Below are 14,417 nucleotides of genomic sequence, written 5' to 3' on the forward strand. Positions count from 1 at the left end.
ATGAGCCAAGTCCTATCTTTCAACGATGTCAGCGTGGTGCGCGGACGCAAGGAACTGCTGTCGGGCATCAACTGGAAAGTTTCCGAAGGCCAGCGCTGGGTCGTATTGGGACCCAACGGCGCGGGCAAGTCCACGCTGATGAACCTCGCCGCGGCGCGCATGCACCCCACCCGCGGCACCGTGGAGATCCTGGATGAAACCCTGGGGCGGGTGGACGTGTTCGAGCTGCGCCCGCGCATCGGGCTGAGTTCCACCCTGATCGCCAACCAGATCCCGGCCCACGAGACCGCGTTGAACGTCGTGCTCACCGCCGCCTACGGCTACACCGGGCGCTGGCGGGAGCGGTACGAGAAGATGGATGAGCGCCGCGCCTTCGCCCTGCTGCACGAGTGGGGGATGAGCACGTTCATGAACCAGCCCTTCGGCAAGCTCTCCGAGGGGGAGCGCAAGCGGGTGCTGATCGCCCGGGCGCTGATGACCGACCCGGAGCTGCTGATCCTGGATGAGCCCTCGGCCGGGCTGGACGTGGCCGGGCGCGAGGACCTGGTGTACCGGATGAGCCAGCTGGCCGCCGACGAGGAGGCCCCCACCCTGGTGCTGGTCACCCACCACCTGGAGGAAATCCCGCCGGGCTTCACCCACGCGCTGCTGATGAACTCGGGCAAGATCGTCGCCGCCGGCACCATGGCCGAGACGATGACCGAGGAAAAGCTCTCGGCCGCCTACGGGATGGAGCTGGCCGTACGGGTGGAGGGCGGACGCTACAGCGCGTTCGCCCGTCGCTAGGATCCGCGGGGGCTGATGTTGCTCGATTTCTGGCAGGAGATCCTTGTCTTCCTGGGCGGGCTGTGGGCCGGGACCATCAACACGGTGGTCGGCTCCGGCACCCTGGTGACCTTCCCGATCCTGGTCGCCCTGGGCGTCGCCCCGGTCAACGCGGTGGTCTCCAACGCGATGGGCCTGGTCGCCGGCGGGTTCTCCGGGGCCTGGGGGTACCGCCGGGAGGCGGCCACCGTCAAGCGCACGCTGCTGAAACTGGTGCCGCTGTCCATCATCGGCGGGCTGATCGGCTCCCTGCTGCTGCTGAACCTGCCCGAATCGGTGTTCGGGGTCGTCGCCCCGGTGCTGCTGGCCGCGGCCCTGGTGCTGGTGATCTTCCAGCCAAAGCTGGCCGCCTGGGCCAAGACCCGCCAGGCCGCCCGCGGCGGCACCGACCCGGACGCCGCCGACCAGGCGCGCATCCCGGCGATCCTGTACGTGCTGGTGTTCCTGATCGGCGTGTACGGCGGGTACTTCACCGCCGCGCAGGGCGTGCTGCTGATGGCCGTGTTCGGCGTGTTCCTGCAGGCCTCGCTGCAGCAGTCCAACGCCATCAAGGTGATCCTCTCCCTGCTGGTGAACATCATCGCCGCCTGCATGTACCTGATCATCGCCCCCGAACGCATCCAGTGGATCGTGGTGCTGCTGATCGCCGTCGGCTCGCTGATCGGCGGGTTCATCGGCGCGAAGATCGGACGCAAGCTCTCCCCGCTATGGCTGCGCGCGGTGATCGTGGTGCTGGGGCTCATCGCCCTGGCCAACATGCTGCTCAAGCTGGTCAACGGTGGCTGAGCCGCACTACGCCCACCGGGTGATCGAGATCCGCGACCTGCACGGGGACCCGCGCCTGGATGACTACCTGAAGCTGAGCGAGGCGAACCTGCGGATGCGCAGCGACATCGCCAACGGGATCTACATCGCCGAAAGCACCATGGTAGTCCAGCGCGCGATCTCGGTGGGGCATGTGCCGCGCAGCTTCCTGCTGGCCCGCAAATACCTGCCCCAGCTGGAGGCCGAGTTCGCCCGCTACCCCGACGCCCCGATCTTTGTGGGCGAGGACGCCGAACTGGAGGCGCTGACCGGCTTCCACCTGCACCGCGGCGCCCTGGCCGCCATGCAGCGCCCGGCCCCGCTGGAGCTGGATGCGGTGCTGGAAAAGTCCTCGCGGATCGCGATCCTGGAGGACATCGCCGATCACTCCAACCTCGGCGCCATGCTGCGTTCGGCGGCCGGGCTCGGCGTGGATGCTGTACTGCTGACCCCAAACTGCGTGGACCCGCTCTACCGGCGCAGCGTGCGCGTGTCCATGGGCACGGCGCTGACCATCGACTGGGTGCGCCTTGGCACCTGGCCGGCCGACCTGGAGCGGGTGCGTGAGCACGGCTACCGGATCCTGGCGATGGAGTTGACCGAGGACGCGACCCCGCTGGATGAGCTGGTGCCGCAGCCGGGGGAGAAGATCGCGATGGTCCTGGGCAACGAGGGCCGCGGGGTGCGTCCCGAAACCCTGCAGGCGGTGGACCAGAGCGTGATCATCCCGATGGCCCGGCAGGTCGCCTCCCTGAATGTGGCCGCCGCCAGCGCCGTCGCGTTCTGGCAATTGTGCCGCGGACCACGCTAGGCGGTTCGCCGAACACGCTCCCGGTGCGATAGGATGGACTGTCTGTGTGCGCACGCGTGCGTGGACACCATTTTTCCGAGTACGTTGCCGCTGGCAAAATCCAGGGGCAGATAACCAAAGGGTATAAAAGCATGAAGGCTGACATCCATCCGAAGTACAACTACGTTGTGTTCAACGACCTCGCATCGGGCGAGAAGTTCCTGACCCGTTCGACCGTTGGCAGCTCCAAGACCATCACCTGGGAGGACGGCAACGAGTACCCGGTCATCGACGTCGAAATCTCGGCCGCTTCGCACCCGTTCTACACCGGCAAGCAGCGCATCATGGACACCGCTGGCCGCGTCGAGCGCTTCAACGCCCGCTTCAAGGGCTTCGGCGGCAAGAAGTAGGCTGCAACGCCCACACCGCTTCAACCACGGCGGGCAGCCCCGGTTTATTACCGGGACTGCCCGCCGCGGCATTTAACGCCCCCACCGGCTTTCCCGCATCCGGCCCGATGTGCCGAACCAGTCGCCGACGGCCACGGAAGAGGGCCCGGCGCAGCGGATAGGATGAAGTCATGACGCAACAAGGGCACGAAACGCAGCACGCAGATTCCACCGAAGCGCTCCAGTACCAGCACCACGGCGAGTACAAGGTCGTGGGCGGCAAGCTGGTCATCGCCGACCTGGACAGCGCCGACGGGGTCATCACCGCCTCCAACATCAACGGGGACTTCTTCCTGGAACCCGACGAGGCGCTGGAGGACCTGAACCGGGCGCTGATCGGGCTGCCCACCGACGCCACGCACTCCACCATCCGCGAGGCCGTGGTCAGCGGACTGCGCGAGGGCACCGAAATGATCGGCTTCGACGCCGAGGCCGTGGCCCGCGTGGTGCGCCGCGCCCTGGGCCACGCCACCACCTGGGCGGACCACGACTGGCAGGTTATCGCCCCCACCACCATCCCGATCACCGAGCAGGTCGCCCTGGATGAGGTGCTCGCCCGCCAGGTCGCCGCCGGCACCCGCCCGCCGACCCTGCGCTTCTGGGACTGGAACGAGGCCGCGGTGGTCATCGGCTCCTTCCAATCCCTGTCCAACGAGGTCGACGCGCAGGCCGCCGCCCACCACGGGGTGAAGGTGGTGCGCCGCATCTCCGGCGGCGGGGCGATGTTCATGGAGGCCGGCAACTGCATCACCTACTCGCTCTACGCCCCCGAATCCCTGGTCGACGGGATGAGCTTCGCCGACTCCTACCCGTACCTGGACCAGTGGGTCATGGACGCGCTGCAGAAGCTGGGCGTCCAGGCCTACTACAAGCCGCTGAATGACATCGCCACCGACCAGGGCAAGATCGGCGGCGCCGCGCAGAAGCGCCTGGCCCGCGGCGGCATGCTGCACCACGTGACCATGAGCTACGACATCGATGCGCAGAAGATGGTCGAGGTGCTGCGCATCGGCCGGGAGAAGATCTCCGACAAGGGCATCACCAGCGCCGTCAAGCGCGTGGACCCGCTCAAGAGCCAAACCCAGCTGGCCCGCGATGAGGTCATCCGCACCATGATGGAGACCTTCACCGGCCACTACCAGGCCACCGAGGCCACCTTGGATGAGGACACCCGCCAAGCCGCACGCGAACTGGCCGCCGCGAAGTTCGCCACCGACGCCTGGACCGCCCGGGTGCCCTAATGCCCACGACCCAGCCCTCCGGTCCGGACGAAACCAACCTGCTGCTGCACGGCAGCGGGGTGGTCCGCCGTCTCGGACTGGGGGAGCGGCCACCCTACCTTGAGGTGGATACCGGTGCATCGGGCTACCGGGTGGTTCCGGGTACCCAGGAGCTCTTTGAGGCGTTGCGCCAGCTGCCGGCCAGCGCCCTGCTCGGCCGCGTCTGGCCTTCGGCGGCTACCTGCGCCAGGATTCGACGCCGCCACAGGTCACGGCCCTGCAGCTGGGGATCACGCCGCAATTACCCACCGACAATGATCCCGCACCGGAGAAGCCATGATCAGTGACGTGGGCCGGGTGACCGGCTGCCGGGTGCAGGGGCACAACAACATCACCGAACTGCTGCTGCAGGCGCCGGTGCCCGAACCAGATGTCCATCTTGACGCGGTCCGGCACTACGTGCTGCAGTTCTTCACCGATCAGCCCGATGAGCTGGTGGAGCTGTTCGACCAGCTGCGGGGCCTGGATGTCTACTTCCACGGCCACGCCTCGTTCGCCCACGTACCCCAGGCCGGGACCGTTGTTGAAGTAGCGGTCCTGGACTGGGGCCTGACCCCGGCCAGCCTGCTCACATTCCACCAAGCTGCCGCCAGGAGCGGGCAGTAAGCGCCACGAGCCCGACCTGAGCGTCGAACCGACTCGAAAATCTTTTCGAACTTTCCCCATCTGGTTGTGGTCGGGGTCATAGTGTCGGTGGGGGTTGGGATGATGGGGTATGGGCAGAACCGGCACGCCCCGTCCTTTGCCCGGGTGCTTACCGATCCGTGGGACGGGGCCCCGATCGATGTGGGCCGTACCCGGTACCGTCCTCCGGCGGCGTTGCAGGAGCTGGTGCAGTTGCGTGATGAGCATTGCCAGTTCCCTGGGTGCCGGCGCCCGGCGGAGCGGTGCGAGATCGATCATGTCAAGGACTGGGCCAAGGGCGGGGCGACCACTCGGGATAACACGAAATTGTTGTGTACCCGGCATCAGATGTTCAAACACGCCCTGCGGTGGCAGAGCCAGTTCCTGCCTGATGGGTCGGTGCGCTGGGAATCCCCGAACGGGTTGGTGCACTTCTCCGATCCGGGCAGCCTGACCACCGTGAATGGCCGCGCGAACTACACGATGAGCGCTCCTTCACGGCAGGCGGTGTATGTGGATGAGAAGCTGCGTGAGGTGTTGGCGTTGCATGAGATACCGCCGGGCACTCCGGGGTATTGGCATGATCCCAGCGACCCGGACCTGACCTCGCAAATCCCCGGGGACCCGCCACCGGGCGCCGGGAACCGGGCACCACCCGGCCCACCGGGCGACGACCTCGACCCGCCGGGCGATGACCCGGAACCGCCGGATGCCACCTTGCCCTGGCATGGCGGGGATGAGCTGGAACCTGGCTAATCCCATCGGTCCGTGATGCGTCTTCGGCCTGTGGCCGCCCCACCCCGGGACGGCCACAGGCTGGCACTAGCCGTTCGCGTTACTTGCTCTCACGCGAAAGCTTCTGGGCATCCAGTGAACGCTGCAGCTCGGCACGCTCCTCGAGCAGGATCCGGCGCAGGGCCCGTGGTGCCTCGGTATTCTTCTCCAGCCATTCGGTGACCGCCTTGAGGGCCGGGTTATCGTCCGGCTCGTCGCTCAACTCCTGGGAGCGGGGGAACAGCCCTCGGATCACCCGGGTGGAGAACTCCATGCTCATGGAATCGAACACCTCGGAGATCTGCGGCCAGTAGCGTTCCTCAAACCCGGCCAGCAGTTCACGCGAACCGATCGTAAAGCCCTCGGCCGTGGCGCTGAGTGCATCATTGGACAACTCGCCGTCTTGGTCACGGGCCTGGAGCACTTCGGCGAAGGCCTGCTCCTTGACTTCGGAAACCGGGCGGGCCGCCAGTGCGGTACGCACCGCGTTCTGGGCGACCGAGGTCGGGTTGGCGTCCAGTGCGGCGCGCATGCGCACCCCGTCGGACTCGTCCAGGCCCCGGGCCGCAGCCAGCGCCTGCCAGCTCAACCACTGCAGCTGCTCATCGACCTTCACCCCGTACTGGTTCGGCTCGGAGGCCAGGAACGCGTCGACAACATCCTCAGCCACCCCGGCGCGGGCCAACCGGGCCAGGGTGCGGGCCGTGGTGGTCTGGTTGTCGCTGCCCGCCTCCAGCTGGGTCAGCCAGCCGGTGAGTGCCCTCGCCGCCTTCTGCCGGGCTTCCTCACGCAGGTGCGGGGCCAGGTAGCGGTTGACCGAGGTGAGCAGCTGGTCCATCAGCACCGCGAACACCCCGGCATCCTCGACGGTCGCCGCATGCTGCAGCAGCGCGGCAACGTAGTCCTGCGCGGCCAGGCGGGCACCGCGCACCGCATCCCACAGCGACGCCCAGCAGGTGGCGCGCGGCAGCGAGGCGTTGAGGCCGCCCAGGTGCTGGAGCAGGTTCTGCTGGGAGCGCTCATCAAATTCGATGATGGCGTAGGTTTCATCCCCGTCATTGGGCAACAGCACCGCCGGGGCCGGGCGACCGACCAGGAACCCCAGCTCCACCCGTTCACCGTTCAGTTCCACGCGCTGGCTGTCCTGGCGCACCAGACGGCCCTCTTCCAGTTCATAGCTGCCCACGGTGAGCACGTGCGGGCGCAGGATCGGCTCCCCGGAGACCGGGTCGGTGCCCCGCTGGATAAGCGCGGCCGAACGGACCACGTTCTCGGCGTCCAGCTCCAGCTCGACCCCGAGGTGCGGCACGCCGCTGGTGCGCAGCCAGGCGTCGGCCCAGTCGCCCATGTTCCGACCACTGGCCTGCTCGAGCGCGGCCAGGAAGTCATCCAGCGAGGTGTTGGCGTACTCGTGCTTCACGAAGTAGGCGCGGGCCGCGTCACGGAACGCCTCATCGCCAACGAATGCGGCCAGCTGCTTGAGCACGCTGGCGCCCTTGGCGTAGGTGATGCCGTCGAAGTTCTGGTCCGCCGCCTGCAGATCGGTGATGTCCGCGACGATCGGGTGCGTGGTGGGCATCTGGTCGGCCACGTAAGCCCAGGCCTTGCGGCGGGCGGCGAAGGTGGTCCAGGCGGTGGCGAAGTCGGTAGCCTGGTCGTTGGCCAGGGTGCCGATGTAGTCGGCGAAGGATTCCTTCAGCCACAGATCGTCCCACCACTTCATGGTGACCAGGTCGCCGAACCACATGTGCGCCATCTCGTGCATGATCGTGTTCGCGCGCTGTTCGTGCTGGGCCTCGGTGGCGTGGGAGGTGAAGACGTAGCGTTCGGTGAAGGTGACCAGGCCAGGGTTCTCCATGGCTCCCAGGTTGTATTCGGGCACGAACGCCGAGTCGTACTTGCCCCACGGGTAGGGGTAGTCGAATAGTTCGTGGAAGTAGGTCAAGCCCTGCTTGGTGACCTTGAGGATCTCTTCGGCGTCGAAGTCCTCGGCCAGGGAGGCGCGGCAGCTGGCGGCCAGTTCGATCCGCAGCGGTTCGCCGGAGGAGAGCATCACGGTGTGCTCGTCACGCACCACGTGGTAGGGCCCGGCCAGCACGGTGGTGATGTAGCTGGAAATCGGGGGAGTGGGGGCGAAGGTGACGGTCTTGGTGCCGTCCTCGTGCAGGTTCTGCGATTCGGCCGGCTGGTTGCTGGCCAGGTGCCAGTCCTCCGGCCCGCGCACGATGAAGCGGTAGGAGGTCTTCAAGTCAGGCTGCTCAAAGCAGGCGAAGACGCGGCGGGCGTCGGCCGGCTCGAACTGGGTATACAGGTAGGTCTGCCCGTCCTGCGGATCCACGAAGCGGTGCATGCCCTCACCGGAGCGCGAGTACAGCGCGCGTCCGGTGATTACCACGGTGTTCACGGCCTGGATGTCCAGGTCCTGAAGGTAGATCCGCGCGTCCAGAACGGCATCGTCCACGGCGATCATGGTGCCGTTGACGTTGATCTCCTCCACCGTGTCGTGGATGAAGTCGATGAAGGTCTGCGGGTGCTTGGAGGTGAAGCGCAGCGTGGTCACCGACCGGTAGCTGCCCTGGTTGGGATCGGTGGCGTTGCTGACATCCAGTTCGACGTCGGCGGAGTGCCAGATGATGTTCTGGGCCCGCCAGGCGGCTTCGTCCCGGGTCAGGTTTTCATTCGGTGCATAGCGTTCAAGAGTGTCCACCATCCCAGCTTAGCTGTGAAACGTTTCCTTGATAATGTGCGGGCCCGGATAATGTCCGCCGTTTTCCGCGGCGGCGGATCGGGTGGCCGTGAAGCCAGTGCAAAGGCACGGGAACCTGCGTAGCATGGGCCTGCACCACCGACAGTCAGGAGCCCAGCCATGCCACGCATTCTCAAGCTCGACCATGTGGGAATCACCGTCGCCGACCTGGAGACGGCCACCGATTTCTTCCTCGGACTCGGCCTGGAAGTGGCCGGACGCCATGACGGGCTGGAGGGAGAATTCCTGGATACGGTGTGCGGACTGCACAATGCCCGCACCCGCATCGTGATGCTGAACGTGCCCGGCACGGAGCAGCAGATCGAGCTCTCCAGCTTCATCCGCCCCGGCCACGGACCCGGGCAGCCGGAGGCGATGGCCACCGAAGTCGGGCTGCGCAGCCTGGCGTTCGTGGTCGATGACCTGCCGGCCCTGGTCGACCAGCTGCGCTCCGCGGGCTACGGCCTGGTCGGCGGGATCGGCGAATACGAGGGGGTGTGGCGCATGGCCTACGTGCGCGGCCCGGAAGGCATCATCGTCGCCCTGGCCCAGCGCCTGGACTGAACGACACCCCTGCGGCAGCCGGACAGGACAGGCTTTGGGGTACAGCCCAGCCCCGGGCCGCCAGCATTCAAGCAGTTGCCGGGGCCCGGGGCTGGGCGTGTGGGGGCGGAACGGGTGCGCCCCGTCGAGTTAGGCCTTGACCTTCTTCAGCGACTTCTCACTGACCGGCGCGTCATTGCTGGCGCGCAGCTTGCGGAAGTAGTCGCGGGCCTCGTCCTGGCGTTCGGCCTCCACGCCGGAGGCGATCTCCGCGCGCAGGTGCTCCTGGGTGTAGCCAAACGCGTCGACCAGGTCCTGGGCGTGCGGGCGCAGGCGGGCCAGCAGGCGGTTGATGTACTCCGGCAGGGTGCGGGCGCGCTGCATCGAAAGGCGGCCGTGGGCCAGGTACCAGCCCAGGTCATCCTCGATGACGGTCAGGGCGAACACGTCGCGCAACCAGGTGAGCACCTCGCGGGTGTTCTCGTCCTTGGTCTGCTCCAGCGCCCGGGTGAAGGCCTCCCAGCGCAGCAGCTCGGCGTGGGCGCGGGCCGCCTGGATCAGCAGGTCCTGGTTCTCGTTGAACTTGGCCGCGGTGCGCGCCTTGTCCTTCCCGGCGCTGCGCAGGTTCCCGGCCACCTCGGCGACCATGGCGTTGACCCGGTCGGCCAGCAGCTCGCGCTGGTTGGCCGGGTCCTTGAAGAAGTTCGCGCTCTTGCGTTCATCGCTGACGTCGGCGAAGGCCTGGGCCACCGAACGCAGCCCGGTGCGGTGGTAGGCGGTGGAGCCGACCTGCTTGGCGACGTAGCGGGCGACCGCGCCGGTGTCCAGCTTGCGGAACTCGGCGGCGTAGTCGGTCAGCAGGCGCTTGCCCACCAGCTGCAGCAGCACGTTGTTGTCGCCCTCGAAGGTGACGTAGACATCCAGGTCGCTGTAGAGCTGGTTGAAGCGGTTCTTGGCCATGTAGCCCGAGCCGCCGCAGGCCTCGCGGGCCTCCTGGATGGTGTCCAGCGCATCCCAGGTGCTCAGCGACTTCAGCCCGGCGGCCAGGGTTTCCAGGTCCTGGCGGTCCTCGTCGCTGTCCGCGCGCCCGGAGAAGACCTCGTCGAACTTGGTCAGCAGCTCATCGTGCGCGAAGGATGCGGCGTAGGTGCGGGCCAGGCGCGGCAGCAGGCGGCGCTGGTGGCGCTGGTAGTCCAGGATGGTGGTTTCCTCGGTGTCCGAGGTGCTGGTGAACTGGCGGCGCTGGTTTGCGTAGGTGATGGCGATCTGCAGGGCGATCTTCGCCGCGCTGGTCGAGGCCCCGTCCAGCGAGACACGGCCCTGGACCAGGGTGCCGAGCATGGTGAAGAAGCGCCGGCCCGGGGAGGCGATCGGGGAGCTGTAGGTGCCGTCGGCGGCCACATCCCCGTAGCGGTTAAGCAGGTTGGTGCGCGGGACGCGCACGTGGGTGAAGTGCAGGCGGCCGTTGTCGATGCCGTTCAGTCCGCCCTTCAACCCGTCGTCCTCGCCGCCCACGCCCTCCAGGAAGTTGCCCTGCTCGTCGCGGATCGGCACGTAGAAGCAGTGCACCCCGTGGTTCACGCCCTTGGTGATCAGCTGCGCGAAGACGGTGGCGTCCTTGCCGTGCAGTGCGGCGTTGCCCAGGAATTCCTTCCATGCGGCCTTGAACGGGGTGTGGATGACGAATTCCTCGGTCTGCGGGTCATAGGTGGCGGTGGTGGCCACGTTGGCCACATCCGATCCGTGGCCGATCTCGGTCATCGCGAAGGCGCCCGGGACGCTGAAGTCCAGGATGCCCGGCAGCCACTTCTTGTGGTGCTCCTCGGTGCCCAGGTGCAGCACCGCCCCGCCGAACAGGCCCCACTGCACGCCGGCCTTGATCTGCAGCGAGGGGTCGGCCGCGACCAGTTCCTCGAAGGCGGCCAGCGAGCCGCCGTGGTCGTCGTTGCCGCCGAACTCGGCGGGGAAGGCGCGCTGCACGGCGCGTTCATTGGTCAGCACGTGCAGCTGGGAGAGCACGCGTTCGCGGTGCTCGTCCATGCCCAGCGAGGGGTCGCGCTGCAGCTCGGGGCGTGCGGCGCGGGCCCGCGAGTCCTTGCGGACCTGTGCCCAGGGTCCCAGCAGCTGCTCGGAAAGGGCGGTGACATCAATGCGGTTCGGGTTCATGGTGTACCTTTCTGGCAGCCTAGGCGCCGGTGTGGGGTGATGCGATTCCATGGGTGAGCCAGGTGCACAGGGCATCGGCAAGTTCTTCCAGGGTGGGTCGGTGTTCGTCGCGCGGCTGGCGCAGCCACAGTTCCCCGGCGGAGCGGACCATGCCCAGCGCCGCGCGTGGCCACAGTGCCACGGGGCTGCCGCTCGGGCCGGGGTCCGGGGAGTGCTTGGCGTAGTAGTCGGCCACGCGTTCGGTCATGATCCGGGTGATTTCCTCGAAGAAGGCGTTGAGCACCCCGGTGGATCCGGGGGCCTGCTCGTTCGGGGCGGTGAGCACGTCGGTGGACTGGGTGGTGACGAAGAAGTAGAGGTTCGGGCTGGATTCGGCCAGCTGCAGGTAGGCGGTGACCATGGCGTGCAGGGCACCGAGTTCGGCCTCCTGCGCCAATCCCGCGGCGAGCACCTTGGCGTGGAAGTCGCCGATGATGACTTCGCTCAAGGCCTGGCGCAGCCCCTCCTTGTCACCGAAGTAGCGGTAGTACACCGGCTTGCTGGTGTTCCCGTGCGCGGCGATGTCATCCATCGAGGCCTGCGGGCCCAGGTGGTGGATCGCCTTGCGGGCCATGCCCAGCAGTTCCAGGCGGCGTTCGGTGCGGTGGCGTTCCCACCGCGCCGCGCGACCGTCCTGGGTGGTGCTGGTGCTCCCTGAGATGTTGTTCACGTTACTTACAGTATCATGTACTCTTGGTTATAGTAATACCTGTCACAGCAGTCAGATCTCCAGGAGAATCTCAATGGCTTCAGAATCCGTCCGCCCGGCCGTGATCATTGGCGGCAACCGCATCCCCTTCGCCCGCTCGAACACCAAGTACGCGCAAGCCTCCAACCAGGACATGTTCACCGCCGCCCTTGACGGGCTGGTGGCCCGCTTCGGGCTGCAGGGCCAGCGGATCGGCTCGGTCGCCGGCGGCGCGGTGCTCAAGCACTCCAAGGACTTCAACCTGATCCGCGAATGCGTGCTGGGCTCCGCCCTGGATCCCAGCACCCCGGCCTACGACGTGCAGATGGCCTGCGCCACCGGCATGGAGGCCATCGGCTCGCTGGCCAACAAGATCAAGCTCGGCCAGCTCGACTCGGCCATCGGCGGCGGCGTGGACACCACCAGCGACGCGCCGATCGCGGTCTCCGAGGGGCTGCGCCAGGTGCTGCTGGAGCTCTCCCGCGCCCGCACCACCAAGGCCAAGCTCTCCGCGCTGTCCAAGCTGCGCCCGGCCCACCTGGCCCCGAACGCCCCGGGCACCGGGGAGCCGCGCACCGGGCTGTCGATGGGCGAGCACCAGGCCAAGACCACCCACGCCTGGGGCATCACCCGCCAGGCGCAGGATGAGCTGGCCCTGGCCAGCCACCAGAACCTGGCCGCCGCCTACGAACGCGGGTTCTTCGATGACCTGATGACCAGCTTCAACGGCCTTAGCCGGGACAACAACCTGCGCCCGGACTCCAGCCTGGAAAAGCTGGGCAGCCTGAAGCCGGCCTTCGGCAAGTCGCTGGGCGATGAGGCGACCATGACCGCGGGCAACTCCACCCCGCTGACCGACGGGGCCTCCACGGTGCTGTTGGGCAGCGAGGAATACGCCAAGGCCAACAACCTGCCGATGCTGGCGAACTTCGTGGACTTCGAGGCCGGCGCGGTGGACTTCGTGCACGGCGCGGAGGGCCTGCTGATGGCCCCGGCCTACGCGGTCGCCCGGATCCTGAAGCGCAACAACCTGACCCTGCAGGACTTTGACTTCTACGAAATCCATGAGGCGTTCGCCGGCACCGTGCTCTCCACGCTGGCGGCGTGGGAGGACGAGGAATTCTGCCGCGAAAAGCTCGGCCTGGATGCCCCGCTGGGCGCCATCGACCGCAGTAAGCTGAACGTCAACGGGTCCTCGCTGGCCGCCGGCCACCCGTTCGCCGCCACCGGCGGACGAATCGTGGCGACGCTGGCCAAGATGCTGCATGAGAAGGGCTCGGGACGTGGACTGATCTCCGTGTGCGCCGCCGGCGGGCAGGGAGTCGTAGCGATTTTGGAGGCACGCAACTAATGGCAGACAAGTACCTGGAACTGGTCAACACCGGTTTTACCCGCACCCTGGCCAAAAAGCTGGGCCTACCGCAACCGGCCCGGCTGCGCCGCTGGTCCACCCAGACCCCGCTGCTGCCCGGCCCGCTGCTGATCCTGGGCGATTCGCCCACCGCCCAGCAGCTGGCCGACACCCTGGTGCAGTGGGGACTGGATGTGCGCCGCCACGATGCCGGGGGAGCGAAGCTGGGCGGGCTGATCCTGCTGCTCGATGAGCTCACCCACCCCGATCAGCTCTCCCCGCTGATGCTCAAGGCCGGCGCCGAGGTGCGCCAGCTGGTGCCCGGCGCCCGGGTGGTCTCCTTCTCCCGCCGCGCCCTGGCCGAGGATGAGCCGGCCGTGGCCGCCGTGCGCCAGGGCATTGACGGCACCATCCGCTCGCTGGGCCGCGAACTGCGCAATGGCGCTACCGCCAACGGCATCCTGCTGGCCGGGGACGCGACCCTGGCAAGCCCCAGCTCGCTGGCGGCCCTGCACTTCTTCCTCTCCGGGCGCAGCGCCTACGTGGACGGCCAGTTCCTGGAGGTCACCGGCAACGAAGGCGAACTGCCCGAAAGCTTCGAAGCGCCGCTGGCCGGAAAGGTTGCGGTGGTCACCGGCGCGGCCCGCGGCATCGGCGCGGCGATCGCCCGCACCCTGGCCCGGGACGGGGCCGCGGTCGTGGTGGTTGACATGCCCGGGGCCGGGGATGCGCTGAGCAAGGTCGCCAACGAGGTCGGCGGCACCGCCCTGCAGCTGGATGTCACCGCCCAGGACGCCGGGCAGCGGATCATCGAACACGCCCGCCAGCGCCACGGCCGGCTGGACCTGGTGGTGCACAACGCCGGGATCACCCGGGACAAGCTGCTGGCCAACATGGACGCCTCCCGCTGGGATTCGGTCATCGCGGTGAACATCGCCTCCCAGCTGCGCATGAACGAGCAGCTGCTGGCCGCGGACCTGCCCGGGCTGCGCGTGGTGTCCCTGGCCTCCACCTCCGGGATCGCCGGCAACCGCGGGCAGACGAACTACGCCGCCTCCAAGGGCGGGGTGATCGGCATGGTGCGCGCCAGCGCCGCGGACTTCGCCGCCCACGGCGGGACCATCAACGCGGTCGCCCCCGGCTTCATTGAAACCGACATGACCGCCAAGATCCCGCTGGGCACCCGCACCGTGGCCCGCATGGTGATGCCCTCGCTGATGCAGGGCGGGCTGCCCCTGGACGTGGCCGAGACCATCGGCTTCCTCTCCTGGGACGCGTGCGCCGCGATCAACGGGCAGACCCTGCGCGTGTGCGGCCAGTCGCTGGTGGGGGCCTGAA

14 protein-coding genes are annotated in these 14,417 nt (G+C 67.7%); 11 read left to right on the forward strand and 3 right to left on the reverse strand.

Features of this window, described 5'->3' with window-relative positions:
- The 8 genes from GcLGCM259_RS07175 to GcLGCM259_RS15370 all read left to right on the forward strand — a co-directional run bounded on the left by GcLGCM259_RS07175 (position 1) and on the right by GcLGCM259_RS15370 (position 5,528).
- Positions 1 to 786, forward strand: coding sequence for an ABC transporter ATP-binding protein (locus tag GcLGCM259_RS07175; protein ID WP_138926197.1), 786 nt, complete (start codon positions 1 to 3; stop codon positions 784 to 786).
- Positions 787 to 801: 15 nt separating this feature from the next.
- Positions 802 to 1,611, forward strand: a complete 810-nt coding sequence (locus GcLGCM259_RS07180) for a sulfite exporter TauE/SafE family protein (RefSeq protein ID WP_171021110.1) — start codon at positions 802 to 804, stop codon at positions 1,609 to 1,611.
- Positions 1,604 to 2,440, forward strand: coding sequence for a TrmH family RNA methyltransferase (locus GcLGCM259_RS07185; protein ID WP_246049823.1), 837 nt, complete (start codon positions 1,604 to 1,606; stop codon positions 2,438 to 2,440). The genes GcLGCM259_RS07180 and GcLGCM259_RS07185 overlap by 8 nt, the downstream gene beginning before the upstream one ends.
- A gap of 131 nt (positions 2,441 to 2,571) precedes the next feature.
- Positions 2,572 to 2,829 carry a type B 50S ribosomal protein L31 gene (locus GcLGCM259_RS07190; RefSeq protein WP_138173919.1) on the forward strand — a complete coding sequence of 86 codons (258 nt, stop codon included), beginning with the start codon at positions 2,572 to 2,574 and terminating at the stop codon, positions 2,827 to 2,829.
- Between the two features lie 170 nt (positions 2,830 to 2,999).
- Positions 3,000 to 4,109, forward strand: a complete 1,110-nt coding sequence (lplAB, locus tag GcLGCM259_RS07195; protein ID WP_138173921.1) for a lipoate-protein ligase LplAB — start codon at positions 3,000 to 3,002, stop codon at positions 4,107 to 4,109.
- Positions 4,109 to 4,435, forward strand: coding sequence for a hypothetical protein (locus GcLGCM259_RS07200; RefSeq protein WP_138926198.1), 327 nt, complete (start codon positions 4,109 to 4,111; stop codon positions 4,433 to 4,435). The genes lplAB and GcLGCM259_RS07200 overlap by 1 nt, the downstream gene beginning before the upstream one ends.
- Positions 4,425 to 4,754: a hypothetical protein gene (locus GcLGCM259_RS07205; protein WP_138173925.1), complete on the forward strand. Its 330-nt coding sequence runs from the start codon at positions 4,425 to 4,427 to the stop codon at positions 4,752 to 4,754. Before GcLGCM259_RS07200 ends, GcLGCM259_RS07205 begins: the two co-directional genes overlap by 11 nt.
- A 99-nt stretch (positions 4,755 to 4,853) precedes the next feature.
- Positions 4,854 to 5,528, forward strand: a complete 675-nt coding sequence (locus GcLGCM259_RS15370; RefSeq protein ID WP_217496565.1) for an HNH endonuclease — start codon at positions 4,854 to 4,856, stop codon at positions 5,526 to 5,528.
- Positions 5,529 to 5,607: 79 nt separating this feature from the next.
- On the opposite strand, the gene pepN is transcribed toward GcLGCM259_RS15370, so the two are convergent.
- Positions 5,608 to 8,253, reverse strand: a complete 2,646-nt coding sequence (gene pepN, locus GcLGCM259_RS07215) for an aminopeptidase N (protein ID WP_138173929.1) — start codon at positions 8,251 to 8,253, stop codon at positions 5,608 to 5,610.
- 159 nt (positions 8,254 to 8,412) lie between these two features.
- Between pepN and GcLGCM259_RS07220 the strand changes: the two genes are divergently transcribed.
- Positions 8,413 to 8,856 (forward strand): VOC family protein, encoded by a 444-nt coding sequence (locus GcLGCM259_RS07220; protein ID WP_138173931.1) that lies wholly within the window; start codon positions 8,413 to 8,415, stop codon positions 8,854 to 8,856.
- 129 nt (positions 8,857 to 8,985) lie between these two features.
- On the opposite strand, the gene GcLGCM259_RS07225 is transcribed toward GcLGCM259_RS07220, so the two are convergent.
- On the reverse strand, positions 8,986 to 11,052 hold the full coding sequence (locus tag GcLGCM259_RS07225) for an acyl-CoA dehydrogenase family protein (RefSeq protein ID WP_484103584.1): 2,067 nt from the start codon (positions 11,050 to 11,052) through the stop codon (positions 8,986 to 8,988).
- Complete coding sequence (locus tag GcLGCM259_RS07230) at positions 11,021 to 11,710, reverse strand: TetR/AcrR family transcriptional regulator (protein ID WP_246049824.1); 690 nt, start codon at positions 11,708 to 11,710, stop codon at positions 11,021 to 11,023. The genes GcLGCM259_RS07225 and GcLGCM259_RS07230 overlap by 32 nt, the downstream gene beginning before the upstream one ends.
- Before the next feature lie 73 nt (positions 11,711 to 11,783).
- On the opposite strand from GcLGCM259_RS07230, the gene GcLGCM259_RS07235 reads away from it, so the two are divergent.
- Together GcLGCM259_RS07235 and GcLGCM259_RS07240 are read left to right on the forward strand one after the other, a co-directional pair.
- Complete coding sequence (locus GcLGCM259_RS07235) at positions 11,784 to 13,079, forward strand: acetyl-CoA C-acetyltransferase (RefSeq protein WP_138173935.1); 1,296 nt, start codon at positions 11,784 to 11,786, stop codon at positions 13,077 to 13,079.
- A complete protein-coding gene (locus GcLGCM259_RS07240) occupies positions 13,079 to 14,416 on the forward strand; it encodes a 3-oxoacyl-ACP reductase (protein ID WP_138173937.1) in 1,338 nt (445 codons plus the stop codon). Before GcLGCM259_RS07235 ends, GcLGCM259_RS07240 begins: the two co-directional genes overlap by 1 nt.
- Position 14,417 lies beyond the last annotated feature (1 nt).

The organism is Glutamicibacter creatinolyticus (genome assembly GCF_006094275.1).
Lineage (GTDB): Bacteria > Actinomycetota > Actinomycetes > Actinomycetales > Micrococcaceae > Glutamicibacter > Glutamicibacter creatinolyticus.

Coding starts and splice junctions, on each gene's coding strand:
- GcLGCM259_RS07205 (WP_138173925.1), top strand. CDS start 4,425: ATGATCAGTGACGTGGGCCGGGTGACCGGCTGCCGGGTGCAGGGGCAC.
- GcLGCM259_RS07175 (WP_138926197.1), top strand. CDS start 1: ATGAGCCAAGTCCTATCTTTCAACGATGTCAGCGTGGTGCGCGGACGC.
- lplAB (WP_138173921.1), top strand. CDS start 3,000: ATGACGCAACAAGGGCACGAAACGCAGCACGCAGATTCCACCGAAGCG.
- GcLGCM259_RS07180 (WP_171021110.1), top strand. CDS start 802: ATGTTGCTCGATTTCTGGCAGGAGATCCTTGTCTTCCTGGGCGGGCTG.
- GcLGCM259_RS07240 (WP_138173937.1), top strand. CDS start 13,079: ATGGCAGACAAGTACCTGGAACTGGTCAACACCGGTTTTACCCGCACC.
- GcLGCM259_RS07235 (WP_138173935.1), top strand. CDS start 11,784: ATGGCTTCAGAATCCGTCCGCCCGGCCGTGATCATTGGCGGCAACCGC.
- GcLGCM259_RS07225 (WP_484103584.1), bottom strand. CDS start 11,052: ATGGAATCGCATCACCCCACACCGGCGCCTAGGCTGCCAGAAAGGTAC.
- GcLGCM259_RS07190 (WP_138173919.1), top strand. CDS start 2,572: ATGAAGGCTGACATCCATCCGAAGTACAACTACGTTGTGTTCAACGAC.
- GcLGCM259_RS15370 (WP_217496565.1), top strand. CDS start 4,854: ATGATGGGGTATGGGCAGAACCGGCACGCCCCGTCCTTTGCCCGGGTG.
- GcLGCM259_RS07220 (WP_138173931.1), top strand. CDS start 8,413: ATGCCACGCATTCTCAAGCTCGACCATGTGGGAATCACCGTCGCCGAC.
- GcLGCM259_RS07200 (WP_138926198.1), top strand. CDS start 4,109: ATGCCCACGACCCAGCCCTCCGGTCCGGACGAAACCAACCTGCTGCTG.